General features: G+C 65.6%; 16 protein-coding genes and 3 rRNA genes. 3 read left to right on the forward strand and 16 right to left on the reverse strand.

Features of this window, described 5'->3' with window-relative positions:
* Positions 1–341: 341 nt before the first annotated feature.
* Both BSF38_RS00460 and BSF38_RS00465 read left to right on the forward strand, forming a co-directional pair.
* Complete coding sequence (locus tag BSF38_RS00460; protein WP_076342971.1) at positions 342–644, forward strand: hypothetical protein; 303 nt, start codon at positions 342–344, stop codon at positions 642–644.
* A gap of 62 nt (positions 645–706) precedes the next feature.
* Positions 707–1105, forward strand: a complete 399-nt coding sequence (locus BSF38_RS00465) for a YraN family protein (RefSeq protein ID WP_076342972.1) — start codon at positions 707–709, stop codon at positions 1103–1105.
* A gap of 16 nt (positions 1106–1121) precedes the next feature.
* Here the strand turns inward: BSF38_RS00465 and BSF38_RS00470 are convergent, their stop codons facing one another.
* The 7 genes from BSF38_RS00470 to BSF38_RS00500 form a co-directional block, all read right to left on the reverse strand.
* Positions 1122–2111, reverse strand: a complete 990-nt coding sequence (locus BSF38_RS00470) for a Gfo/Idh/MocA family protein (protein WP_076342973.1) — start codon at positions 2109–2111, stop codon at positions 1122–1124.
* 4 nt (positions 2112–2115) lie between these two features.
* Positions 2116–5094: a CRTAC1 family protein gene (locus tag BSF38_RS00475; protein WP_076342974.1), complete on the reverse strand. Its 2979-nt coding sequence runs from the start codon at positions 5092–5094 to the stop codon at positions 2116–2118.
* A 12-nt stretch (positions 5095–5106) separates the two neighbouring features.
* Positions 5107–5289 (reverse strand): hypothetical protein, encoded by a 183-nt coding sequence (locus BSF38_RS00480; RefSeq protein ID WP_076342975.1) that lies wholly within the window; start codon positions 5287–5289, stop codon positions 5107–5109.
* A gap of 204 nt (positions 5290–5493) precedes the next feature.
* Positions 5494–6360: a hypothetical protein gene (locus BSF38_RS00485; protein ID WP_145951906.1), complete on the reverse strand. Its 867-nt coding sequence runs from the start codon at positions 6358–6360 to the stop codon at positions 5494–5496.
* Positions 6361–6683: 323 nt separating this feature from the next.
* Complete coding sequence (locus BSF38_RS00490; protein ID WP_145951907.1) at positions 6684–7997, reverse strand: tetratricopeptide repeat protein; 1314 nt, start codon at positions 7995–7997, stop codon at positions 6684–6686.
* 50 nt (positions 7998–8047) lie between these two features.
* Complete coding sequence (locus tag BSF38_RS00495; protein ID WP_145951908.1) at positions 8048–8287, reverse strand: hypothetical protein; 240 nt, start codon at positions 8285–8287, stop codon at positions 8048–8050.
* Between the two features lie 125 nt (positions 8288–8412).
* The gene (locus tag BSF38_RS00500; protein WP_076342979.1) at positions 8413–9537 is read right to left on the reverse strand and encodes a DUF1559 domain-containing protein; all 1125 of its coding nucleotides are present in this window, start codon (positions 9535–9537) and stop codon (positions 8413–8415) included.
* A 624-nt stretch (positions 9538–10161) separates the two neighbouring features.
* Here BSF38_RS00500 and BSF38_RS29725 point away from each other — a divergent pair.
* Positions 10162–13158 (forward strand): CRTAC1 family protein, encoded by a 2997-nt coding sequence (locus BSF38_RS29725; RefSeq protein WP_083712585.1) that lies wholly within the window; start codon positions 10162–10164, stop codon positions 13156–13158.
* Between the two features lie 263 nt (positions 13159–13421).
* Here BSF38_RS29725 and BSF38_RS00520 read toward each other — a convergent pair whose 3' ends face one another.
* From BSF38_RS00520 to BSF38_RS00560, 9 genes are all read right to left on the reverse strand, one after another.
* Positions 13422–13859, reverse strand: a complete 438-nt coding sequence (locus BSF38_RS00520) for a hypothetical protein (RefSeq protein ID WP_145951909.1) — start codon at positions 13857–13859, stop codon at positions 13422–13424.
* A 76-nt stretch (positions 13860–13935) separates the two neighbouring features.
* Positions 13936–14044: ribosomal RNA gene (gene rrf / locus BSF38_RS00525) — 5S ribosomal RNA — on the reverse strand.
* Between the two features lie 176 nt (positions 14045–14220).
* A 23S ribosomal RNA gene (locus tag BSF38_RS00530) occupies positions 14221–17022 on the reverse strand.
* A gap of 717 nt (positions 17023–17739) precedes the next feature.
* Positions 17740–19260 (reverse strand): 16S ribosomal RNA (locus tag BSF38_RS00535).
* The 16S, 23S and 5S rRNA genes sit together here, the layout of an rRNA operon.
* Positions 19261–19802: 542 nt before the next feature.
* Positions 19803–20855 (reverse strand): 6-phosphofructokinase, encoded by a 1053-nt coding sequence (locus BSF38_RS00540; protein WP_076342981.1) that lies wholly within the window; start codon positions 20853–20855, stop codon positions 19803–19805.
* A 189-nt stretch (positions 20856–21044) separates the two neighbouring features.
* The gene (locus tag BSF38_RS00545) at positions 21045–21527 is read right to left on the reverse strand and encodes a DUF1851 domain-containing protein (RefSeq protein ID WP_076342982.1); all 483 of its coding nucleotides are present in this window, start codon (positions 21525–21527) and stop codon (positions 21045–21047) included.
* A 224-nt stretch (positions 21528–21751) separates the two neighbouring features.
* Positions 21752–23122 (reverse strand): acetyl-CoA carboxylase biotin carboxylase subunit, encoded by a 1371-nt coding sequence (accC, locus tag BSF38_RS00550; RefSeq protein WP_076342983.1) that lies wholly within the window; start codon positions 23120–23122, stop codon positions 21752–21754.
* Positions 23123–23193: 71 nt separating this feature from the next.
* On the reverse strand, positions 23194–23706 hold the full coding sequence (gene accB / locus BSF38_RS00555; protein WP_076342984.1) for an acetyl-CoA carboxylase biotin carboxyl carrier protein: 513 nt from the start codon (positions 23704–23706) through the stop codon (positions 23194–23196).
* 109 nt (positions 23707–23815) lie between these two features.
* Entirely contained in the window at positions 23816–24907 is a 1092-nt protein-coding gene (locus tag BSF38_RS00560; protein WP_076342985.1) for a M24 family metallopeptidase, read from the reverse strand.
* Between the last annotated feature and the right edge of the window lie 138 nt (positions 24908–25045).

Consider the following 25045-nt stretch of genomic DNA (forward strand, 5'->3'; position numbering starts at 1 on the left):
CATTTCGCGGTAAGACCTTCGAGACAGCAGAGCACGACCGCCGCGCGGAACTTCCCAAACAACCGCCCGATCTCCTCCTGAAGGACGCGGGGGAGATCCTCGCCCGTTCGCGAGGCTTGTGTCGGCACCTTCCACGGCAAGAACCGATTTACTGAAGATCGGTGAAGCTGAAATCGACGATTCGTCTGGACGGCTCTTCAGACATCCGGCATAGTACGCCGCCTTTCGTTTGGGGATTCCCATCTTCGGGCCTTCGCCCGCTTCAAAAAGAGGGGGGTCGTCCGGCCGGGTCTCGGTCGGTGGCTTTCCGCAAAACGCTCAAAAGCGAGGATGGTGTGGCCATGCGGCGACGCATGATCGGCCTGTCGAGCCTCTTGGCGGCTTCCATTTTGGCGACGGGATTGGGTTGCGAGAGCTTGCGGCACGCGACCCGGGTTCATGATGACAAGGATAAAGGCGACCATGCCAAGTCGGTCACGGGCGAGTCGCTCGAACCGACGGCCGTCGACGCCGACGTGAGCAAGCTCCACGCGGTCGATTCCGACCCCAAGGCGAGCGCGTCGCCGTTCTTCAAAAACAACCGCAAGCCCGGCGCGCTCAGCTCCGAGGCGCGTGATATCGAACGCAGCCTCGGGGTACAATAGTCGCGTTCAACCCGACTGGCACTTCGCCGTGACGGGGAGCGGAGGCGAGGCGAGGCGCGGGAATGAACCCGATCACGCGGGCGTTCTGGAACCGGTTCCTCGGCGACCGCGGCGAGCGCGCCGCGGCCCGCTACCTGCGCGGCCGGGGAATGCGCATCCTCCGACGCGGCTACCGGACGGCGAACGGCGAGATCGACTTGATCGCGCGCGACGGCGATACGCTCGTCTTCGTCGAGGTCAAGGCCCGACGCCGGGGCCAGCCGGCCGAGGCCGTCACGCTCGAAAAGCAGCGCCGGCTCACGTTGGCGGCGTTGCATTTCTTGAAGCGATACAACCTGCTCGAAGTGCGATCGCGGTTCGACGTCGTCGCCGTCCTCTGGCCCGACGACGACGCCGACCCTGAAATCGAGCACATCCGCGACGCCTTCGACGCCCAGGGGCGAGGCCAGATGTTCCGCTGATTTGATCCGATCCGGGTCAGGAGGCGGCGGCGGTGCGGATCGCTTCGAGAGCTTCCATCTGGGCGACGCCGTCCTCGCCGGGGAATTCGAGCGAGCCTGATGCGATCGAGCGGCCGAAGGCGTCGACCATCGCGGCGTACTGGTCGACGGCCTCGAATTCGAGCGTCCGGACCACGTCGGCCGAGGCGTCGGCGTCGGAGCCCGAGGCGATCGTCCGCAGCCGAGCGATCGGCGCGCCCGAGGCGGGCGGCAGGTAGGCGTCGGGGACCTCGATCACCCCTTTCGTCCCGACCAGCTCGTAGACGCATCGGAACGGCTGCTCGAAGCTGCAATCGACGGCCCCCAGCACGCCGCCGGGGAATTCGAGCACGGCGGCCAGGCTGAGGTCGACGTTCTTGGCGTGGAACCGGGCGGTCGCGCGGACCTTCACGGGCTCGCCCCCCGCGAACAGCCGGGCCGTGCTGACGCCGTAACAGCCGACGTCCCAGAGGGCGCCGCCCCCCCGCGCCGGGTCGAGCCGCCAGTCGCCGGCGTCGATCGGGAACGAGAACGAGGCGCGGATCAGCCGGAGATCGCCGATCAGACCGTCGGCCACCTTGGCCTTCAGCTCCAGCGTGCGCGGCTGGTGCCGCCACATGAAGGCTTCCATCAGCAGGACGCCCTTCGATCGGCAGTAGGCGGCCGTCGCGCGGGCCTCGGCGGCGTCGAGGGCCAGCGGCTTCTCGCAGAGGACGTGCTTGCCGGCGTCGGCCGCCGCCTCGACCCACGGCTTGTGCAGCTCGTTGGGCAGCGGGATGTAGACCGCGTCGATCTCCGGGTCGGCCAGGATCTCCTCGTAGCTCCCGTACGCCTTCGGGATCGCGAACTCCTCGGCCCAGGCGCGCGCCCGGTCGAGGTCGCGACTGGCGATCGCCGCGAGGGTCCCCGACTTCGACCCTTGAATCCCCGGAATCAGGCCCCGACGGCTGATCCGAGCGCACCCGAGAATGCCCCATCGAACCTTCATTCCATCATCCTTTCGTCTCATGATTGATCGTGGCGTCGACGCGCGGCGGAAGGGGGCCGAAGCCCGGCAGAGGCCGGGCGGTTTTCTCGCCTTCGCGGAGGAGGTAGCCGGCGCCGGCGTCGAGCGGGCCGAACCGGTCGACGACGCCCGAGGGCCAGCGGACCTCGACCGACTCGACGGCGGTCTGCTCGCCCAGGCCGAAATGAATGCGGGGATCGCCGGCCGAGGCGAAGCTGCCGCCGCCGAACCGCGCGGCGACTTGCACCCGACCGCCCGATCGGACCGACACCCGCGCGCCGACGGAGTCGCGGTTCGACCGCGTCCCTTCGAGCCGGAAGACGACGAACCCGCCGGGGTCGGCGGTCGTGTTGTGGAGGTAGATCAAGGGGTCATTCTGGGGGACGATCAGGGCGTCGGGTCGGCCGTCGTTGTCGAGGTCGCCGACGACAAGGCCGCGCGCGACCAGCGGGCGCTGGAACGGCTCGCCGGCCTGCTCGCTGACGTCGGCCAGCTTGCCGCCGCCGAGGCCGACGAAAAGCTGGGCGGACATCCGGTGCGGGAACAGCGGGCGGAGGTCGCTGACGTGGCCGTTGGCCGACATGAGGTCGAGCCGGCCGTCGGCGTCGGCGTCCAGAAACGAGACCCCGAACCCCAGCCGCCAGCGGCTCGGCGCGGCGAGGCCGACGATCGACGTGTGATCGGCGAAGGCCCCTCCTCCCATGTTGTGATAAAACGTCGTGGATTCGAGGTAGAAGTTGGTGACGGCCAGGTCGATCCGACCGTCGCCGTCGAGGTCGCCGCAGGCGATCCCCATGCCGGCCTTGTAGCCGCCGTCGGCGCTCGCGGCGAAACCCGAGTCGTGGCCGACCTCCTCGAACCGAAGGCCCCCCTTGTTGTGGAACAGGTAGTTGGCGGTGCCGTCGTTGGCGACGGCCAGGTCGAGCTTGCCGTCGTCGTCGAAGTCGGCCGCGACGACGCCAAGCCCCCTGCCCTCGCGATCGACGATCCCCGCTTCGGCGGTCGCATCGACGAAGACGCCGCCGTCGTTGCGAAACAGGTGGTCGGGCGTCGCCGAGATCGTGCGGGGATCGCACGAGGCGTAAGAGGTGTTGCTCGGGTCCTTGCAGAGCGTCGGATGGTCGGCGTCCCATGCACCGTAGTGGCAGACGTAAAGGTCGAGATCGCCGTCGTTGTCGAGGTCGGCGAAGGCGGCCGAGGTCGGCCAGTCGCGGTCGCCACCGCCGAGGCCCGCCGCCACGGTCACGTCCTCGAACGTCCCGTCCCCCTTGTTGCGGTAAAGGGCGTAGCCGCGCCATCGGGTGACGAACAGGTCGGGGCGGCCGTCGCCGTCGTAATCGCCGACGGCGACCGCGTGACTGTACCCGCGCGGGAAGGCCGCGAGGCCCGCCGCCACGGTCACGTCCTCGAACGTCCCGTCCCCTTTATTCCTCATCAGGCGGTCGCCGGACGACGAGCCGGGCGTCGGCGGGAACCGACCGCCTTGCAGCGCGTAGACGTCGAGCCAGCCGTCGCCGTCGTAGTCGATCAGCGCGACGCCGCCGCTCGACATCTCGGGGAGCTGCCAGATCGGCGAATGGCCGTTGTCGAAGACGAGACTCCCCAGCCCGGCGGACTCGGCGTCATCGACGAAGGTCGGGACGGCGCGGGCGGCCGAGGGCTTCAGCGCCGTCGAGTCCGCGACCGTCGGCGACTCTTTCAGCGCCAACGCGTCGGCGAGCGTCACGCCCGGCGATCCCGCGAGCGCTGGGGGCTCGGCGAGGGCCGACAGGGTCGCGCGCGCGTCGGCGTTGTTCGGGTCGTCGGTCAGGATCAGCGAGCAAAACCCCCAAGCCTCGAACCCGCGTCCGAGGGTCGCCGCCAGCCCGGCGAACGCGCCGAGGTTCTCAGCCATGGCGTCTTTCTTGTGGAGCCGGAGATAGGCGTCCTGGGCGGCGTCGAGTTCCGCCTTGCGCTTCTGGAACCGGGCAGAAGCGTCGGCGTCGGCTTGCCGGCGGGCCAGCTCGATCAGTCGCGTCCACGACGCCGGCCGGTTCGGCTCGCTCGCGACCAGGCGTTCCAGCTCGGCGCGCTCGGCGGCCTCGTCGCCGCTCTGGCCGGCGAACCAGGCGCGGAGGGCCGCGGCCTCGGTCGTGGTGAAGTGGGAGGCCGGCAGGTGGGCGAGGGCCGATCGCGCCGCGGCGGGATCAGCGGCGGCGACGGCCCAATCGAGCATCGCCCGCCAGGCTATCGGGTCGACGGGACGGTCGCGGAGGTTGACGTCGAGCCATTCCCTGGCCTGCGGCAGCTTCCCCGCCCGGATCGCCAGATGCGCCTTGGCGAGCCGCATCCGCGCCCCGTCGTCGCCCGGCGGGTCGTGGTCGAGGATCTTCCCAAAGTTAACTTCGAGATCCACCGGCTCGAAGTCGAGCGCGATGTGCTCGCGCAGCAAGGCCATCCGCTCGGCGCGCTCGTCCGAGGTCGTCCGGTCCCATTGCCGCTCGATCAACCGTCGCGCATCGGCCTGCCGCCCTTCTTGCACGAGCACGGTCAGCAGCGCGTGACGGATGTCGGCGCGTTGGGGGGAGGGCCGGAAGACGAAGGGGCTCAGGACCTCCTCGGCCTGCTGGAACCGCCCGGCCTGGGTCAGGACGCCGCCCCGTTCGAGGGCCGCCTGAGGGGCGACGGGCGATTGATCGGGCACGCGCTCCCAGGCCGCGAACGCCGCGTCGCGGCGTCCCCGCATCATCTCGCAGTGGGCCAGTTCGAGGGCGGCCTCGCCGTCGTCGGACCATCCGCCGTCGAGGAGTTTCGTCAAGCGGTCGCGCGCCAGGTTGATCAAGCCGGAGGCCATCTCCTGGCGTGCCTGAGCGACCTCGGCGCGGACGCGCCCCGCCGCATACGCGCGCCAGCCGACGACCGCGCCAGCCGACGTCGCGGCCAGCAGCACGCCCCCCAGAACCAGCCTGACCCCGCGCTTGCCCATCTCCGTCTCCGCTCAGCGCTGTTCGGCGCCCGCGTCGGCGTCGGCGGCCTGGAGTCTATGATAGTTCGCCAGCCCCGATCCGTCAGGCTGCGTGTCGTAGTATTCGGCCATAATCCGGTTGGCCGCTCGATGTTTGGGGTTGCTCGCGAGGATGGTTCGGGCCCACTCGACGGCCTGGCCAAGCCGCGAGCGCACCAGGCTCCGCGTCTAGCGCGCCTCGCTATCGAACGGGTTGAACTTCAGACAGCGGTCGAGCCGCTTGAGCGCCGGCCCCAGGTCGCGGAACTGCTTCACGCGGCCTGAGGAGCGACGTGGGGAATGGCTGAAAGCCGAGCCGCAGGAGCTTGTGGAAGTTCCCCAAGAGCACTTTGGCTCGGGCGGGGTCCGGGAAGAAGAATCCTACGCAATATCCAGCTTATAGGTCGTCTTTAGGTCATTAGTACCGCCTATAGTTGACACCGTGTTGATGAGGGTGTTGGAGGCCACGTTCCACGGGATTCCTGTGGCCGTGCCGTTGGGGTTTGTTCCCGCCCCAGGAAGGATGCCCACCGGTCGCGTTGCCGTCAGAGTCAGAGAACGGAGTCCTGGAGACGCGATAAAGCTATAAGAATAGTACGTCTGACCGCCCCCGATCGTTCCGGAACTGCTGGTGGTGAGGTTGAGGCTAGCGAAGCCCGGGATGGTAACGGTCGTGCCGGCACCGTTGGCTACAACGGTCATACCTGGGGTAGCCAGGCCGACGGCGAACATGCCGCCAACCTGAAAGGTATAGCCCATCGTAAAACTCTCGGTGACGACGGCAGGATTCACGCTCCCGCCTGGATTCGTGTCGGCGAGAACGTAGTTTCGAACGAGAGTGGTTGCGGCGAGGGCGTTGGGGGCAGCACCAGCTCCGCCGGAGTGTATGAGTGTCACATCGCTCGCGAAAGAGACCTCGTATGTGCCGACCGGGGCTGCGGGAGCGTTAGGATTGACGGAGTCTATAACGCCGATGCTCGCCATCTGAAGAACGGACATCGTCCCCGCAGCGTTGAAGATCGTTCCCGCAACTACGGCGGCATTGACACCGTTATCTACGGGCTGACCGATCACTGTGGCCGTCAACAAATCCGTAGCCTCGAGCGGATCGGATGGAGGCCTCCTGAAAATGGCGGGAGCGGTGAGGGCCCGCGCCTCGAGCCGACCATAGCCCGATTTTGCGATCCAACCCGGAGTGAAATTCCGGTTGCGCCGTTTTGCGTTTCCTCGAATCGACGTGATTGACATGTTGCGCCTCCTGGAGAGATTGGTGACAAACATCTCAACGCAATTGCGTCTCAAGGCGATCCTAAAATATTCGGCGCGTAATGGCGTGTCAATTACTTAGGCGATACAGACGCTTTTTGTTTCCAGAAAGAGAGTAGGAAAGGGGGCAGAACCGCAAAACACAACGGGCCCGAACAAAACATCGGGCATTCCTAGAGGCTGGGGGAACACTGGACGAATGACGGGGAGGTTCCGTAGTCGACGACCGCGCCCGCCGACGTCGCGGCCAGCAGTACGCCCCCCAGAACCAGCCTGACCCCGCGCTTGCCCATCTCCGTCTCCGCTCAGCGCTGTTCGGCGCCCGCGTCGGCGTCGGCGTCGGCGTCGGCGGCCTGGAGTCTATGATAGTTCGCCAGCCCCGAGCCGTCAGGCTGCGTGTCGTAGTATTCGGCCATGATCCGGTTGGCCGCTCGATGTTTGGGGTTGCTCGCGAGGATGGTTCGCGCCCACTCGACGGCTTCGTCGGCCCGGCCGTGGGCGAGCATCCAGGCGGCGACCTGCGCCCGCAGGCCGTTGTCGTCGGGCGCGGCCATCAGCTTGTCGCGGATCGCCAAAAGCTCGGCCTGCTCGCGCTTGAGCCGTTCTACGGTCTCGAGGTCGGCTCGCGCTTCGTCGGCCTGGCCGAGCCGGGCCCGGACGAGGCTTCGCGTGTAGAGCGCCTCGCTGTCGAACGGGTTGATCTTCAAACAGCGGTCGAGCCGCTTGAGCGCCGACTCGGGGTCGCCTCGACTCAACTCGGCCGCCGCGCGTGCGCGCAAGGCGGTCACGTTCTGGGGATCGACGGCCAGTGCGGCGTCCGCCAGCTTCAGCCCCTCGTCGATCCGGCCGAGATCGACGGCGTTCTGGCCGGCCCCGGCGAGGGCCGTGGGATCGTCGGGCCGAGCTTTCAGGTAGATCTCGTATTCGGCGGCGGCCTCGGCGCCTCGATGCGCGCGGCGGAGGAGTTCCGCCAGGCCCAGCCGGGCCGCTTCGAGCCCGGGGTCGCGCCGGAGCGCTTCGCGGTAGTCGGTCTCCAGGTCGATCGAGGTGTCGACCTGGATTCGTCGATCGATCTCCGCACGCCACACGTACGGGCGGGCGGCGTCGGGCTGCGCCCGCATCCAGCGCGCGATCAGCTTCTCGGCGTCGCGAAGCCGGTACGTCTTGAGGTAGACGAGGGCGAGCGCCTCCAGCACCGCGGCGTCGTCCGGGTGTTCGTTCAATTCCCTCGCGAGGATCGGCTCGGCCTCGCCGAACCGCCCCATCCGCGCCAGGACCAGCGCATGGACGCGCTCGAGGCCCGGCTCGGGGAATCCGAGCGCCCGGGCCTCGTTCAATTGGTCGCTGACGCGGGCCAGGTCGCCTGTTTCGATGTCGACCTGGGCCGATAGAGCCTTGGCCTCTCCCGACCGGGGCTCGAGGGCGAGCCAGCGATCGAGGCGGGCCCTGGCCTCGTCGCGGTCGCTGCGGGCGATGGCGGCGAGGGCGGCGGCCCGCTCTCCCTCAGCCTCGGCGGATCGCTGCGGCCCGAGGGCGAACCAGGCCGCCGTGGCCGATCCCAGGAGGATCAGCGACGCGAGGGCGAGGGTCGTCGACGATGGTCGTTTTCGCTTTGACACGGCCAATCCCGTCCGTCGTCCCTCGCGCCAGGACTTCGCAAGGCCGATGCTTACTTCGCCTCGGCATCCCCGGCCTGGGCCGGAGCCGACGCGTCCTTGCCGACAGTCGGCGGAGCCTTCTTGGGCGCGGACATGTTGCCCATCTTCTTCATCGCATCGGAGACGTTCTGGGCCCTCTCGGCGTCCGCGCCGGCGGTCAGGCCATCGCTCGCCCCGTCGCCACAACCGACCAGCCCGATCATGGCGGCGAGCATTCCCCCGCCCAGGGCGAGGCGCACATACTTCTTCATCAAATCATTCTCCTTGGTGAGAGGCGAGGCCGCCCACGACAACGCGAGGAGCCTCGGGGTCCGGGTGCCCCACACGAAGGCGGCGCGACCGGACCCCTTGGATCGAAGCCAGTTTCCGGGGAACGTCAATACGAATCCGAGCTGACGACCTCCCCACCGTTTCGCGTGCCGATCGCGTACCACGATTGCGGCGAGACCGAGTCCTTGATGAACTTGACCGAGCCATCAGTGAAGCAAATGTTCACACCGCCGGGGTGGAAGCTCGAGGGCGGGGCCATGCCGCTGGTGCCGCCGTACACGTTCCCGCCCACGTCCGTGGACGTGTTGATGCAGATGTTCTTGTTCGGCATATTGCCATGGTTGTAGCAGTTGTTCATCCAGTGCCACTGATAGCCGATCGCCCAAGAGAAGCCGGAGACCCAGCTCTCCGCCCGCGACGCCGTCGTGGCCGGGATCGAATTGCACGCCTGCATCGACTGAACGGCGAGCGCCTGGTTCTGCGAGTTGTAGGCGGTGGACATCGTCGTGATGTCGAAGATCCCGCGCCGCGCATTCGCTCCCGCTCCGGCGGTCACCGGAGGATTCCCCTGGGGCGTGCCCAGCACTTTCTCGCTGAACAGGGCAGTGTTCGAGGTGCCGTCGGTCACGCTCTCGAACCCGAAGAACCCGAGGTTGCCGTCGGCCCCCCACCAGGCCGTCCCCGGCGGATAGACGGAGCTGCCCGCCGGGCCCTTGGTGAAATTCTCGACGATCATGCCCGACCACATTCGGTCGACGCCCGGGCCGCCGTGGTTGCCCACGTAGTTCGTCGGCGCCCAGTTCCCGCCCGGACGCGCCTTCTGGCTCTCCGACGGGCAGAGCATGAAGGCGACCTGGCTGCGCGTCACGGTCGAGTTGAGCAGCTCGCTCGAATCCGCGGCACCGACAGAGAAGTTATAGGCGTTGTACATCGGCGCCTGCTCCATGTTGGGCAGGAGCATCACGGCCCAGGTGGCGTTCCAACCCCAGCCCAGGTCCTTCGTGGGGCCCAGGAACTGATTCGAAGCCGGCACCACGTTGTTCGTGGAATGGTAGTTGTGCGTGGCGAGCCCCAGTTGCTTCAAGTTGTTGACGCACTGAGCCCGGCGAGCCGCTTCCCGCGCCGACTGAACGGCCGGCAGCAAAAGAGCAATCAAAACCGCGATGATGGCGATGACCACCAACAGTTCAATGAGGGTGAACCCTCGATTGGAACGAGAAACACGATTCATAACCGACCACCCCAAAGACAATGGATGAGAAAGCAAACGCACGATCTAAAGGCAGTGAGCGTCGCGCACGACGCGAACACCGAATTCCATCGAAAAATATCGACGAGCCCCTACTTATGCCACGTCGAGGATGGGACCGCAAGAAAAACTTCTATAGAAATTCAACACTTCTTTGACGACCCATCATACGAGGCTTGAGATTTCCGGCCTGCGGCACCAAGCAAGCCTGCACGCACTCTCGCGCGGCCTCCTGTCTGAACCCTTTACAAAATCGAGGGTTAACGACAGATAGCGGAGCACGACAGCGTCTGCCGTACCTTGCCTGAGCCGAATTTCCCAGGGTCTATTTCGACCGCGCGTCAGCCCGTTCACGACGGTATTCGTAGTTAGGCGTCGTAAACCCGCCCCCGGGGACCGACATATCCCCGACCAATCTCGGATCCATCACGCGACGATCGCGGTTCGAGCGTCCGAGGTGCCTGGAAAGTCGAGCTTTCTTTCTCTTGTGGGCGGCGACGTTGATGCGGGATGATGGCGGAAAGCAGGATTTCCGGCGAACCGCAGAGGCGGGAGCCGTCGAGGAGAAGGCCGTCCTGCCGAGCGACGGCGGAACGAGGACGATGAATGCGCGCGAAGCGATCGCGATTTCGGGTTGGGGTGATCCTGTTCGCAGCGGCGACTTTCGCGGTCGTCGCCGGGCTCTGCGGCCGGGCCTACCAGCTTCAAACGTGGCGGAGCGAGCTGGCTCAGGCGCGGAAGGCCGTCGCCGACGGCCGCCTGGGCGCCGCGCGCGAGCAGCTCACGAGGCTGGCGGAACGCTGGACGAATGACGGCGAGGTTCCGTTTCTGCTGGGCGAATGCGAGCTGGCGCGGGGCCGGCGCGAGGAGGCGCTGGCGGCCTTGGCGCAAATCCCCTCCGCCAGCCCTTACTTCCCGCGCGCGGCCGATCTGCGGGCGACGCACCTGCTGAATTCGGGCCGCTACGCCCAGGCCGAGGAGGTGTTGACCCAGGCGCTGGCCGTCGCCCCGGAGGCCGAGCGTTACCCGCTCGAACGCACCATGACGCGGCTCTACCGGTTCGAGGGAAGGTTCGACGAGGTCCGCGAGCTGCTTCGAGCCTCGTGGGGCCGCGGCCCCGAGCCCGCCGCGGTACTCAAGGAACTCTGGCTGCTCGACTACTCGTCGATGCCGATCGAAGCCTGGCGAGCCGCGCTCGGCAAGGCCGAGGCCGACGACGACCGCGTCTGGCTCGGTCAGGCCCGTCACGCCATCCTCACCGGCCGGTTCGCCGACGCCCGCGCCCTGCTCGACCGCTGCCTGAAACGACGGCCCGACGACCTCCCCGTCTGGCGGGCTCGCCTCGATCTGGCTCTCGCGGACGACGATCTCGACGGCTTCCGCGAAGCATCGGCCCGCCTGGCGGCCGACCGCTGGAGCGACGCGGACATCCACGGTTTGCGGGCGTGGATCGCCCGCCGTCGCCGCGATCCCCAGGCCGAGCGGCTCGCGTTGCAGGCCCTCTTGAAGGATCGCCCGGCCGACGCCCCCGCGCTCGAACGCCTGGCGGCCCTCGCCCTCGAGAGCAACGCGGCCCCAGAGGCCGAAGACCTTCACCGCCTCAAGGCTCGGACCGACGTCGCCAAGGACCGCTTCCGCAAGCTGATCCTCGACGACGGCCTGCTGTTCGAAAGGGCCGGCGAACTGGCCGAGCTGTCGCGGACGCTCGACCGCGATTTCGACGCCCGCGCCTGGTCATTGCTCGCCGAGGCGCGGGCCGTAGCGTCGACGACGGCCCCCGTTTCATTCGCCGCGTCCGCATCGCCCACCGACTCGATCGTCAGGCAAGCTCGCGCGCTCAGCGCAAGCACCGGATCGGCTTCGAGCGGCGGCGACACGCTGGCCCAGCGCCTCGACGACGTGCTCCGAGGCTCGGCGGCAAACGACTCCGAATCGATCGCCTCGAAACCGTCCGGCGGGCGCGGGCCGGTGCCGATGTTCGTCGACGACGCCGAGCGCGCGGGTCTGCGGTTCGTCTTCGACAACGGCCAGACGCCCGAGCATCTGCTGCCCGAGACGATGTCGGGCGGCGTCGGCCTGATCGACTACGACGGCGACGGCTGGCTCGACGCCTACTGCGTTCAGGGGGGCTCGATCCGCGAAGCGCCCAGGTCGCCCGCCGACATGCTCGACCGCCTGTTCCGCAACCAGGGCGACGGCACCTTCAAGGACGTCAGCGACGAGACCGGCGTCGCCGCGCTCGTCGGCTCGAAGGGCTACGGACTCGGCGTGACGGTGGGCGACTACGACGGCGACGGCCGCCCCGACCTCTTCCTCAGCCGGCTCGCCCGTTACGTACTTTTACGCAACAAAGGCGACGGCGGCTTCGAGGACGTCACCGACGCGGCGGGCCTGGCGGGACGTCGCGACAACCCGACGTCGGCCGCGTTCGCCGACCTCGACAACGACGGCGACCTCGACCTCTTCGTCTGCCACTACATGCTCTGGGACCCCGCCGATCCCCGGACCTGCAAGAACGAGAAGGGCGAGTTCTTCTACTGCGATCCGAGCAAGGTCGAGCCCGCGCCCAACCGCGTCTTCCGCAACGACGGCGGCCGATACACCGACGTCTCGACCGCCGCCGGCTTCACCGACGCCGGAGGCCGCAGCCTCGGCGTCGTCGCGGCCGACGTCGACGACGACGGCAAGCTCGACCTGTTCGTCTCCAACGACGGCACGGCGAATTATCTCTACATGAATCAAGGCGACTTCCGCTTCGAAGAATCCGCGCTCGTGTCCGGCGTCGCGGGCAACGCCGGAGGCGGCTATCAAGCCGGCATGGGCGTGGCCTGCGGCGACCTCGACGGCGACGGCCGGCCCGAGCTGATGGTCACCAATTTCTACGGCGAAGGGACCACGCTCTACCGCAACATGGGAGGCGGCCTGTTCTCCGACGCCAGTTCAAGCTCCGGCCTGGGGGTCGCCTCGCGCTACTTGCTCGGGTTCGGGATGGCCATGCTCGACGTCGCCAATCGGGGACGCCTCGACGTGATGGTGGTCAACGGACACGTCAACGACAACCGACCCTTTTACCTCTACGCCATGCCCGCGCGACTTTACGAGAACCGATCGACCGGCGGCCCGAAGCTCGTCGACGTCTCCGAGCAAGCCGGAGAGCCCTGGGCCGCGCTGCGCGTCGGCCGCGGCCTGGCCGCCGGCGACCTCGACAACGACGGCCGCGTCGACGCCCTCATCCTGTCCCAGAACGAACCGCTTGCGTACTTTCACAACACGACGGCCGACCCCGGCCGGTTCGTCGTCGTGCAGCTCGAAGGAACGCGGTCGAACCGCGAAGGCGTCGGCGCCCGGGTCACGATCGAGGCCGGCGGCCGTCGCCAGACCTCGCAGCGGATGGGAGGCGGAAGCTACCAATCGGCCTGCGATCCGCGCCTCCACTTCGGCCTCGGCGCCGCCGACCGCGTTACATCCATCGAAGTCCGCTGGCCGACCGGAAAAACCGACCGCTGGACCGACCTCGCTGCGGATTCCGCCTACTTGCTCAAGGAAGAATCCGCCGTCGCAATGCCGCTCAAAGGTTGGATCGAGAAACCAGCAAAGCCTTGAAATAGAACGCAGGTCATCGCTGCTGATCTGCGTTACGACGCGGAAGCCACAGTGCCGGAAACCCCGGTTCGCTTCTTCTCAGCCATTATACGCTATTGCGTGGGACCGTCGCGTTTCGCGGTGGGACGCACGGAGCAGTCCGATACGAGCCCGAAGCGCCAGCGAGGGATCTCCAGGGGATTGCGCCGATTCCCTCGCTGGCGCTTCGGGCTCGTATCACGGGTCTTCGATCGCCAAGGGCGACGGTTTCACGCAATTACGTATCACAATCCGAGACCGGACGGGGTTCGTCCATTGTAGTTGCAATGCCAGCATCGGTAATCGTCGGCGGGCCCGTCGAAATGGATCTCAACGTCGTCGGGACGCTTCGGCCAGCATAAGAAGAAGTCCCTGATCCGAAGCAACCGGATCTCCTCGGCGACGTCCGCCCAGTTCTTTTCGGATTCCGCTTGGAGGAAAGCCGCGACGTCTGATTTGATCTGGTCGTAATCTCGGAGGATATCCGTAGCGCGCGCAATCAGGACGGGATCTGGGGAGTAACGGCCACCAATCTGGAAGCAGACTCGCTCACCATCGACAAAGGCCTCGGCCTCCCACCACCCGTCGACCAGAGTCAGACGGCCCAGTGAATCAGTGTTCACAAGTTCGATTGGCTTACGCGTCAGGCATTCCTTCGATCGCGCGAGCCAATTCACTTTCACTTAGAAACCACTCCATTTTCGCGCAACAAAACAGCCGCCCGCGATCAGGACGATCGGGGGCGGCTGGGGTGGAGGATTCCGGCGATGACCGACTTTCGCGCTGAAAGCACTATCATAGGCCCGACGGGCTTAACGGCCGTGTTCGGAATGGGAACGGGTGTGGCCCCGTCGGTATGGTCGCCGGAAAAACGGCCGGCGGACGGTGAGGTCCGCCGGTCGTGGTTCGGTCGGTCGGTCGTACGCACTACGCGTGTTCAGGGGAGGGGCGACTCCACAGCACGACCCTTTTCGGGATCGGCGAGTCACTGTCTTGCAGCCACACCGGTTCGGGTCCGCTCTTCGGAGAAGAGGGCCGATCGGGGTGGTCAAGCCGCTTGGCTGTTAGGACCGGTCGGCTGAGACGATCGCTCGTCGTGCACGTCCGGCCTATCGACCTGGTCGTCTTCCAGGAGCCTACGCAGGAAATCCTGCTGGAAACCTCATCTCGGAGGGGGCTTCGCGCTTAGATGCCTTCAGCGCTTATCCTGTCCCGACCTAGCTACCCGGCGGTGCCCTTAGCAGGACAGCCGGTACACCAGAGGTCGGTCCTCCCCAATCCTCTCGTACTAGGGGAGACTCTCCTCAAGTTTCCTACGCCCACGGCAGATAGGGACCGACCTGTCTCACGACGGTCTGAACCCAGCTCGCGTACCGCTTTCATTGGCGAACAGCCAAACCCTTGGGACCTTCTCCAGCCCCAGGATGCGATGAGCCGACATCGAGGTGCCAAACCTCCCCGCCGCTAGGGACGCTCGGGGGAGATCAGCCTGTTATCCCCGGAGTACCTTTTATCTGTTGAGCGACGGCCTTTCCATCCAGCACCGCCGGATCACTAACGCCGACTTTCGTCTCTGCTCGACGCATACGTCTCGCAGTCAGGCACCCTTGTACGTTTGCGCTCGTGTTGCCCGATTGCCGACCGGGCCGAGGGTACCATGGCGCTCCTCCGTTACTCTTTGGGAGGAGACCGCCCCAGTCAAACTGCCCGATGAGCACGGTCCCGACGCGGGCTACGCGTCGGTGAGGGCCAACGATCATTCAGGGTGGTATTTCACCAGTGGCTCGCCGACGGCTGGCGCCGCCGGGTCGAAGCCTCCCACCTATCCTACACAGAACGAGCATTGGACCAGTGCCAACCTGCAGTAAAGGTTCACGGGGTCTTTCCGTCTAACCGCGGGTACGTGGCATCTTCACCACGACTACAGTTTCACCGGGTCCCTCGTGGAGACAGTGCTCCAGTCGTTACGCCATTCATGCAGGTCGGAACTTACCCGACAAGGAACTTCGCTACCTTAGGACCGTCATAGTTACGGCCGCCGTTTATCGGGGCTTCGGTCGCCGGCTTCGCTTGCGCTGACTGGCTTCCTCAACCTACCGACACCGAGCAGGCGTCAGACTCTATACGTCTTCTTGCGAATTAGCAGAGTCCTGTGTTTTTGATAAACAGTCGCTAGAGCCGATTCTCTGCGGCTCCCCCTTGCGAGGGAGCACCCCTTGTACCGAAGGTACGGGGTCATTTTGCCGAGTTCCTTCACGAGGGTTCTCCCGAACGCCTTCGGATGCTCACCTAGCACACCTGTGTCGGATTGCGGTACGGGCCGGCGGGTCGTCCCGAGGGGGCTTTTCGCGGCCGAGACTTCCAGAGGCTTCCAGATCAAGCTGTCGGCCTTGCGGCACGGGGGTTTCTAGCGCCCCGACCTCTCTGTTCCCGGCGTCCTCCCTCGTTCAACCTTCCCGCTCGGGCGACGGAATATTAACCGTCTGTCCATCGACTACGCCCTTGGGCCTCGTCTTAGGTCCCGGCTGACCCTGGGCGGATTGACCTTCCCCAGGAAACCTTGTGCTTTCGGCGGACGGGCTTCCCACCCGTCTTATCGTTACTCGTTCCGGCATGCGCACTCGACGCCGCTCCACGGCTCGTTACCCGTGCCGCTTCACTGCTGACGTCGACGCTCTCCTACCATTCTTGCGAATCCGCGACTGCGGCACGACGCTTAGTCCCCGTCATTTTCGGCGCGGGATGGCTCGACCGGTAAGCTGTTACGCACTTTTGAAATGGTGGCTGCTTCTAAGCCAACATCCCGGCTGTCACCGCGATCCCACTTCCTTTACCACTGAGCGTCGCTTTAGGGGCCTTGGTCGGCGGTCTGGGTTGTTTCCCTCTCGAGCATGAAGCTTATCCCCCACACTCTGACTCCCGGGGTCCGGCGTGCGGTATTCGGAGTTGGGTTCCGATGGGTAGCCGGGAAGGCCCCCAGTCGGATTCCGTCGCTCTACCCCCGCACGCTACGTCCCGAGGCTGGCCCTAAAGCCATTTCGGAGAGAACGAGCTATCTCCAGGTTTGATTAGACTTTCACTCCTCCCCACGGGTCCTCCCCCAGTTTTTCAACACTGGTGGGTTCGGTCCTCCACGGCCGGTTAGGGCCGCTTCAACCTGCCCATGGGTAGTTCACCTGGTTTCGCGTCTACCACGCCCGACTCTGACGCCCTGTTCAGACTCGGTTTCCCTACGGCTCCCCCCCTGAAGGGGTTAACCTGGCCGGACACGGTAACTCGCCGGATCATTATGCAAAAGGCACGCGGTCAGGCTGGCTTGCGCCAACGCCCTCCCACCGCTTGTAGGCGCGGGGTTTCAGGTTCAGTCTCCTCCCCTGATCGGGGTTCTTCCCACCGTTCGGTCGCCCTACTGGGTTCGCTATCGGTCGTCATCGAGTACTTAGCCTTGCGGGATGGTCCCCGCGAATTCAGGCCGGGTTTCCCGTGCCCGACCCTACTTGGGTGCCGGATAGGAGAGTCGTCGCTTCGCCTACGGGACTGTCACCCGCTCTGGTGCGATTTTCCAAACGGCTTCGGCTCGCTTCGACTCGTTCCATGGCTCCGGTCCCACGACCCCGAGTGGTGACCCACTCGGTTTGGGCTGGTCCCCGTTCGCTCGCCGCTACTGAGGGAGTCTCGGTTGATTTCTTCTCCTCCAGGTACTGAGATGTTTCAGTTCCCTGGGTTTTCCTCGAGGATTCCGGGATCGACGCTCGTTGGGCAGCTCCCCCGGACATATCGCAGCCTTCCACGCTCGAATTGCTGATGACGCCTAGGCATTCCCCCCGCGCCCTTAGGAGCTTGACCACGCCGATCGGGCCTCCGCCGTCTGGGAAGACCGCGGTGCCGACCTGCGGGCTGCTTGCGGGCCCCGAGGCGTGCGATCCCGGCGTCTCGCGACGCGGCGACCGCTCTCGGGCCCTGACTTTCCAATTCCTAAAGGGTTCGTATCATTCTGTCGCCGCGTCGACGTCTCGTCGATGCGGCGTGAAACTGTGTTGTGGAGTATGCCACTACCCCTGATCGCGAAAGCGTCACAACTCGCGTCATGAGACTTCCGCGGGGATGTAGTGTGAATCCCTCGTCCGTCGCCGCGAACCCCCGTCCGAAGACGAGCTTTCGCGACACGAACTTGGATTCGTGTATGACCAACCACCGAATTGTCAAAAAGCAACGGGAACGGATCAAGCCTCGCGGCCCGAGCCGGTCCCTTTCCTGGCGTTTGTGCCGGCCAGGGGGCGAGGTCGTCCCGAACGAGACGGCCCCGCCCCGCGGCCGGCGGACGCGGAGATCGATTGCAAGAGGGAAGACGGCGTCCGGGGCGGGCTCTTGGAAAAGCCCGGCCCCGGACGTCGTTGTAGCAAGAAGCGTTTCTTTCGGTGTGAACCTTCAGGGGGAGCAGGCGTACGCACGGCGGTCCTCCGGGGAGGAACGGCGCCGACGAGACCTTGGGACGGTCGCGGACGAGGCCTGGCGGCAACTTCCGGATTGAACGTCCCAGGTCGGTTTTCTAAGTATCCTTAGAAAGGAGGTGATCCAACCGCAGGTTCCCCTACGGTTACCTTGTTACGACTTAGTCCCCATCACGGGTTTCATCTTCGGCGCCTGCCTTTCGGCTCCGACGACTTCGGATGCCCCCCGCTTTGGTGGCTTGACGGGCGGTGTGTACAAGGCTCAGGAACACATTCACCGCGGCAATGCTGATCCGCGATTACTAGCGATTCCAGCTTCATGCGGGCGAGTTGCAGCCCGCAATCCGAACTGAGGAGCGGTTTTTGCGATTAGCGCGGCCTTGCGGCCTGGCGACGCTTTGTCCGCCCCATTGTAGCACGTGTGCAGCCCTGGGCATAAGGGCCATGATGACTTGACGTCGTCCCCGCCTTCCTCCGGCTTGACGCCGGCGGTCTGACTAGAGTCCCCACCTTTACGTGCTGGCAACTAGTCACAGGGGTTGCGCTCGTTAGGGGACTTAACCCAACACCTCACGGCACGAGCTGACGACAGCCATGCAGCACCTGCACAGGTTCCACCTTGCGGCGTCACCGACGTTTCCGCCGGCTAATCCCTGCATGTCAAGCCCAGGATAAGGTTTTTCGCGTAGCCTCGAATTAAGCCACATGCTCCACCGCTTGTGTGAGCCCCCGTCAATTCCTTTGAGTTTCAGCCTTGCGACCATACTCCCCAGGCGGAGCACTTCACGGTTTCCCTACGGCAGAGAGCCCATCGGCGAGCCCCCTACCTAGTGCTCATCGTTTACGGCTAGGACTACCGGGGTATCTAATCCCGTTTGCTCCCCTAGCTTTCGCGTCTCAGCGTCAGAAAACGTCCAGGATCTCGCTTTCGCCACGGGCGTTCCTTCCGATCTCAACGCATTTCACCGCTCCACCGGAAGTTCCAGATCCCCCTACGTCCCTCCAGACGGGTCGTTTCGGCCCCACTTCCCCGGTTGAGCCGGGGGCTTTCAGAAGCCGACGCACCCATCCGCCTACACGCGCTTTAAGCCCAGTGATTCCGAATAACGTTCGCACGGTTCGTCTTACCGCGGCTGCTGGCACGAACTTAGCCCGTGCTTCCTCCAGGGATCGGTCAAGGTTGCCCCTTCCTCCCCCTCGACAGGAGTTTACAACCCGAAGGCCTTCATCCTCCACGCGGCGTCGCTCGGTCAGGCTTGCGCCCATTGCCGAAGATTCTCGACTGCAGCCTCCCGTAAGAGTCTGGGCAGTGTCTCAGTCCCAGTGTGCCGGGCCACGCTCGCACGCCCGGTAGGCATCATCGGCTTGGTGGGCCGTAACCCCGCCAACTACCTAATACCACGACGGCCCGTCCCAAGGCGGCCGAAGCCTTTGGTGAAACGCCGATGCCGGCGTCGTCACGTCGCTGGGGATTACCCGCAGTTTCCCGCGGCTATACCCAACCTCGGGGTTGGTTGCCGTCGCCTTACTCACCCTTCCGCCACTGGCCCGGCCGAAGCCGGACCCGTTCGACTTGCATGCCTAATCCACGCCGCCAACGTTCATTCTGAGCCAGGATCAAACCCTTCATGATTAGGTCGTCCCTCGACTCGCCCTCGCGGGCTTCGCCGAAGTCCGGTCCCCATCCGAATGGATTGAGGAAATTCTTACTGTCGCGGCAAGCCCGCCTCCCCCGCTCGCCGCCGCCCCCGAAGGAGCGGCGGATCGTTGAAGAAGCTTCTTGCCGCCGGTCCTTGCGGCCGTCCCGACGTCGTCTTTGGCGACCCCCAGGACCTGGAGGTCGACGACGCCTTCGGTGCCGTCCGCACGCCGGCTCCCCTCAAAGGTTCACTGGCTGACTGGCTTGCTTCTTGCTTTCGTCTGGCTGACGAATTCTTGCAATCAATCGGATTGTCAAAGAGCGTCTCCGGCCCCCGTCCACTCGACGTTTTCGGCCGGTCGAGCCGTCTCTTGCGAGCGTCTCAGCCGGCCGTGTCGTTCAAGGCGACGTTTACTGGCGACAAGGGATATATTACCCGGACGGCGGCGAAGGTCAACAACCCACCGAATCTTCTTCACGGTATTTTCTCGTGGTCATCTCGCAACCCGCATTGGACAAGCTGTTTACGTCGTCCCTTATTCCTTGGTTTTTGGCTCGTAAGGCTCATAGAAGAAGGTCGCCGCGTCCTGATAGAAGCCCAAATCCAACGGGCAGTTGGCCAGGGCCGTGGTATTGAGGCTGGTTTCGGAGATCCGGGCGTCTTTCAGTGTGACGACGGTCCCGAATCGCCGCTGGAGGACCAACTCGCCGGCGGCGAGGCCGAACCGGGTGGCGAGGATGCGGTCGTGAGCCGTGGGGGCTCCTCCCCGTTGGAGGTGTCCCAGAACGACGGTCCGGGTTTCGATGCGGGTCTGGCGTTCGATGATCTCGGCGATCGAGGCACCGATGCCGCCGAGTCGGGGGTGGCTGAACGGTCGGGGTTCGAGGGCGAGCAGTTCCGGGTCGGTGTATCGGGCCCCCTCGGCGACCATGACGATCGCGTGGTTCTTGAACGGGGTGCGGTGGTATTTGAGGACGCCGAGGAGGTGGGGGACGTCGATGGGAACTTCGGGGACGAGGATATAGTCGGCGCCGACGGCCATGCCGGCGAAGCAGGCGATCCAGCCGGTGCTGCGGCCCATGGTTTCAACGACGATGACGCGGCGGTGGCTTTCGGCGGTCGTCCGGAGTCGTTCGACGGATTCGACGACGACGTTGACGGCCGTATCGAAGCCGAACGAGAAGTCGACGAGTTTCAGGTCGTTGTCGATGGTCTTGGGGATGCCGACGATCGGGAGTTCGAAGTCGTTGATGAGGCGGACGGCGACGCCGAGAGTGTCGTCGCCGCCGATCACGACCAGGGCGTCGAGCTCCAGCGCGGCGAAATGGCGGCGGAGCAGCGGGACGTCGGTCTCGGGATTCTTATAAGGATTGGTGCGGGACGACCCGAGGATCGTGCCGCCCAGTCCGATGAGGGCGTCGGTCTCGGCGACGGAGAGGGGCCGCGTGTTGCCACGGACGAGCCCGCGCCAGCCTTCAAGGACGCCGACGCACTCGCCTCCGGCGTTGGCGATCCGGCGGACGACCGAGCGAATCACGGCGTTGAGGCCGGGGCAGTCCCCACCGCCGGTGAGCAGGCCGACTTTCATAATGCCGCTTCCATTCGACGCGACGACGGGCTCGCCGAGCGACGGAATCGAGCCGGTTGGGAATCGCCACGACTCTCTCGCGTTCCCTTCCGTCGGCGGGACGCTTCATTTGAACGTAGCACGGCGGGAAGGCGGCGGCTAGCGGGTCGTCGCCGATGTGGAGCCCCTGTTCGACTCGTCTATTTCTGGTCAGGACGGCGGAGGATTCTTGACTTCGATGGAAACCTGCGTCCCGTCCGGCATGCCGCGCAATGAACAGTGGTAGGAGCCGTACGCCTCATAGTGCTCCTTGATCGGCAGGACCACGGTGTTCTCGGCCGTGTAATCGCCGCCAAGGACGGGCGGAACCACGAAGCTATAGCATTGCCCCGATTGCAATCGAATGCCCGCGGCCGTCAGCCTGTCGACGAGCGGGATCATCAACCAATCGTCCGCATTGCCTTCTTCGTCGAGCTTGCGGAAGAAGTCGTTCCGATCCTCGGCCAGACGTGTAAGCGATCCGGCACCAACGTCGAGCAAATGGACGGTCCCGCCGGGCGACGTGAGGAACAAATCGCCAAAGCGATTCATCAGCCAAACGGTAACCTCCACGGGCAATAGCCAGGCCCAGCCCGAGAGAAGGTCGGTCCAATCGAAGCCGCTATGGTCGATCAGGTAGTCGCGTGCTGGCATTTCCCGTTCTCCGGAGGGCTCGTGAACCTCCCCGGCAACCCTATCCCAAGATCGCCCTGGACGAAGCGCCTCAAGAGCGCGAGACATAAGCGACCAGCGATGGGCGTTCAACGACTTTCCACGTGCCCCCTCATCCGGCCTCGGCCGCCTTCTCCCTCAAGGGAGAAGGCGTGCTTGCAACAGTCAGTCCTGAGACTGACCGCGACCTGGGGCACGAAGCTGGCTCAGCCGCCGGCGGCCGACTCGCGGCCCTGGGGCATGAGGACGCGCTCGACCCAGGTGGTGTCGACGTTGCCTTCGATGAAGTCTTTGTTGCGGAAGATCGTGCGATGCAACGGGATGGTCGTCTTGACGCCGTCGATCACCAGTTCGTCGAGCGCGCGGCGCATCCGGGCGACGGCTTCGGGGCGGGTCGGGGCGTGGACGATGAGCTTGCCGACGAGCGAGTCGTAGTTGGGGGGGACGGAGTAGCCGGCCTGGATGTGCGAGTCCCAGCGGACGCCGGGGCCGCCGGGGATGCGGAGGCCGGTGATCTTGCCGGGCGAGGGCCGGAAGTCGTGGTCGGGGTCTTCGGAGTTGATCCGGACCTCGATCGAATGGCCGTTGGAGACGACGTCTTCCTGGCGGATGCCGAGGGGCTCGCCGGCCGCGATGCGGATCTGCTGCTTGACCAGGTCGATGCCGGTGACCATCTCGGTGACCGGGTGTTCGACCTGGATGCGGGCGTTGACCTCGATGAAGTAGAAGTTGTTGTCGGCGTCGACCAGGAACTCGCAGGTGCCGGCGTTGTAGTAGCCGACGGTGCGGGCGAGGCGGACGGCGGCCTCGCCGAGCTTGGCGCGGACCTCGATCGGCAGATAGGAGGCGGGGGCTTCCTCGACGAGCTTCTGGTGCCGCCGCTGGAGCGAGCAGTCGCGGTCCCAGCAGTGGATGACGTCGCCGTGGACGTCGCCGAGGATCTGGACCTCGACGTGGCGGGGGCGGTCGATGTATTTTTCGAGGTAGACGCTGGGGTTCTTGAACGCGGCCTCGGCCTCGTTGCGGGCCGTTTGCAGGGCTCCGGCGAGCGAGGCTTCGTCGCGGCAGACGCGCATCCCCTTGCCGCCGCCGCCGGCGGCCGCCTTGATGAGGACGGGGAAGCCGATCGCGCGGGCGAACCGCAGCGCGTCGGCGTCGGAGACGGCGCCCCCGTCCGAGCCGGGGACGCTGGGGACCTTGGCTTCGGCGGCGATCCGCTTGGCCTCGGTCTTCAGCCCCATCTTGCGGATGGCCTCGTGGGGGGGGCCGATGAACTCGAAGTTGCAGCTCCGGCAGATCTCGGCGAACTGGGGGTTCTCGCTGAGGAAGCCGTAGCCGGGGTGGATCGCCTGGACGTCGGCGACCTCGGCGGCGGCGATCAGCCGGGGGATGTTCAGGTAACTGTCGGTGCTCGCCGACTTGCCGATGCAGATCGCGCGATCGGCGAGCGCCAGGTAGGGCGCGTCGCGGTCGGCCTGCGAGTAGACGGCGACGACTTCGACGCCCAGCTCTTTGCACGCGCGGATGACCCGCAGCGCGATCTCGCCGCGGTTGGCAACCAGAATCCTTTGGAACATCGGGCTTCACCTACCTCGACAAGCGCACTGTCTTGCTACCGCTTCTCTCGGGACGCATCGCGGCGCGGCGGTCAGGCCGGGACGACGCGGAACAAGGGCTGACCGAACTCGACCGGCTGCCCGCTCTTGACCAGGATCTCGGCGATCGTCCCGGAGACGCCGGCCGGGATGTCCGTGAAGACTTTCATGGCCTCGATGATACAGAGCGTCGACGAGGGCTGCACGGCGGTCCCGACCGAGACGAACGGCGGCGTGTCGGGGGCGCTCGAAGAGTAGTACGTGCCGACCATGGGGCTCTCGATCACGATCGTCTTGGGGCCAGCGGCCTCCTGAGGCGCGGGCTGGGGCGCCGGCGACGCCGAGGGGGCGACGGCGTGTTGGGGATAGGCGAGGGGCGAGCCGGCCGGCGGGTTGAAGGCCGATGCGGGGATCGCCAGCTCCGGGCCTCGACGTTGGAGGTGGATGCGGGCGGGGCCGTCGCTGATATCCAGGTCGGTCAGGTCGTAATGTTTCATCAACCGAACCAGGTACTTGACCTTCTTGAGGTCGAACGGCTCGCTTGTTTCGGGAGCGTTATCGCCCATTCCTTGACTCCACAACGCGATGCTGGTTTCTATGCTTTTTATTTATTGAATATCGATGAAGAGGGCCGCTCGGAACCGTGTCGGCGAGGACCGCGTCGTGCGTCGTGGTTCAGAGCCTCATCGCGTCGAGCGCCTTCGGCAGGTCGGACAGAACCTCGCAGCCGTCCGGGGTGACCAGGACGTCGTCCTCGATGCGAACGCCCCCCCATTCGGGGAGGTAGACGCCCGGCTCGACCGTCACCACCATGCCCGGTTCGAGGATCGTCGGCGACTCCTTGCGGAGCCTCGGGGCTTCGTGGATGTCCATGCCGATCCCGTGTCCGAGCCCGTGGTCAAAAAAACGGCCGAACCCCGCTTGCTCGATGACCGAGCGGGCTTCGGCGTCGACGTCTTGAGCTTTAACACCGGGGCGAATCGCCGCGATGGCACGTTCTTGAGCCGTCAGGACGGTGCGATAGACCTTTTCGAATTCCGGTGTGACCTTACCGGTCACTACCATGCGCGTCAAGTCGCTTTTGTAGGGTCGGCCGGTCGCCCCCCAGTCGATCAGGACGAAATCGTCGTCGCCGATCCGCGTCTCGGCGGTCGGCCGGGCGTGGGGCAAGGCCGCGCGGCGACCGACTGCGACGATCGGCGGAAAGCTCGATCCCGTGGCCCCGAACTCGCGGAGGAAGGCTTCCAGTCGGTCGGCGACCTGCTTCTCGGTCTCGCCTTCAACCAGGCTGGCCCGCAGCTTCACGAATGCATGCTGGGCGAAGGCGACCGCCTCGCGAATCTCGGCGATCTCGATCTCGTCCTTGACGGCCCGGAGGGTCTCGACGTGGTCGCAGGTCGAGATCAGGTCGCAGGAGGTCAGCTCGCGCTTCAGGAAATCCCAGTCGGCGACGCTCAGGTACGATGATTCGAAGCCGAGCCGGCGGATTCCGAGCCCCTTGACGGTCTGCGCCACGGCCTGGTTCATCGACTGGACCGCCGGGCGGATGACGGCTTCAAGGCCGGGGCATTCCTGTTCGAGCTGGGTCGTGAACCGGCCGTCCGAGAGGATCACGTCGCGATCGCGGCCCGCCAGCAGCAGCGTCGAATCGCCCGAAAAACCGGTCAGGTAGCCGACGTTGGTGGGATGGACGACCAGCAAGGCGTCGAGGTTCTCCGCGGCCAGCCGGGCGCGCAGCTTGTCGCGGCGAAGCAAGATTCGATCCATGAGCGACTCCAACGATCATTCCGAGAAACGAGGACGAGAAGGATCGCGGATCGAGACCGCCGAGGACTGGCGGGGTGGAACCGGAACCTCCGCATGTTACGTTAGCCGGAACAGCGGCCGCCGCAAAGGGGCGACGGC

Source organism: Paludisphaera borealis, assembly GCF_001956985.1.
GTDB lineage: Bacteria > Planctomycetota > Planctomycetia > Isosphaerales > Isosphaeraceae > Paludisphaera > Paludisphaera borealis.

Excerpts from the sequence above, each read along its gene's own strand:
- BSF38_RS29725 (WP_083712585.1), top strand. The coding sequence starts at position 10,162 with ATGCGCGCGAAGCGATCGCGATTTCGGGTTGGGGTGATCCTGTTCGCA.
- accB (WP_076342984.1), bottom strand. The coding sequence starts at position 23,706 with ATGGGCGATAACGCTCCCGAAACAAGCGAGCCGTTCGACCTCAAGAAG.
- BSF38_RS00460 (WP_076342971.1), top strand. The coding sequence starts at position 342 with ATGCGGCGACGCATGATCGGCCTGTCGAGCCTCTTGGCGGCTTCCATT.
- BSF38_RS00475 (WP_076342974.1), bottom strand. The coding sequence starts at position 5,094 with ATGGGCAAGCGCGGGGTCAGGCTGGTTCTGGGGGGCGTGCTGCTGGCC.
- BSF38_RS00495 (WP_145951908.1), bottom strand. The coding sequence starts at position 8,287 with ATGAAGAAGTATGTGCGCCTCGCCCTGGGCGGGGGAATGCTCGCCGCC.
- BSF38_RS00465 (WP_076342972.1), top strand. The coding sequence starts at position 707 with ATGAACCCGATCACGCGGGCGTTCTGGAACCGGTTCCTCGGCGACCGC.
- BSF38_RS00485 (WP_145951906.1), bottom strand. The coding sequence starts at position 6,360 with ATGTCAATCACGTCGATTCGAGGAAACGCAAAACGGCGCAACCGGAAT.
- accC (WP_076342983.1), bottom strand. The coding sequence starts at position 23,122 with ATGTTCCAAAGGATTCTGGTTGCCAACCGCGGCGAGATCGCGCTGCGG.
- BSF38_RS00560 (WP_076342985.1), bottom strand. The coding sequence starts at position 24,907 with ATGGATCGAATCTTGCTTCGCCGCGACAAGCTGCGCGCCCGGCTGGCC.
- BSF38_RS00545 (WP_076342982.1), bottom strand. The coding sequence starts at position 21,527 with ATGCCAGCACGCGACTACCTGATCGACCATAGCGGCTTCGATTGGACC.
- BSF38_RS00540 (WP_076342981.1), bottom strand. The coding sequence starts at position 20,855 with ATGAAAGTCGGCCTGCTCACCGGCGGTGGGGACTGCCCCGGCCTCAAC.
- BSF38_RS00500 (WP_076342979.1), bottom strand. The coding sequence starts at position 9,537 with ATGAATCGTGTTTCTCGTTCCAATCGAGGGTTCACCCTCATTGAACTG.
- BSF38_RS00470 (WP_076342973.1), bottom strand. The coding sequence starts at position 2,111 with ATGAAGGTTCGATGGGGCATTCTCGGGTGCGCTCGGATCAGCCGTCGG.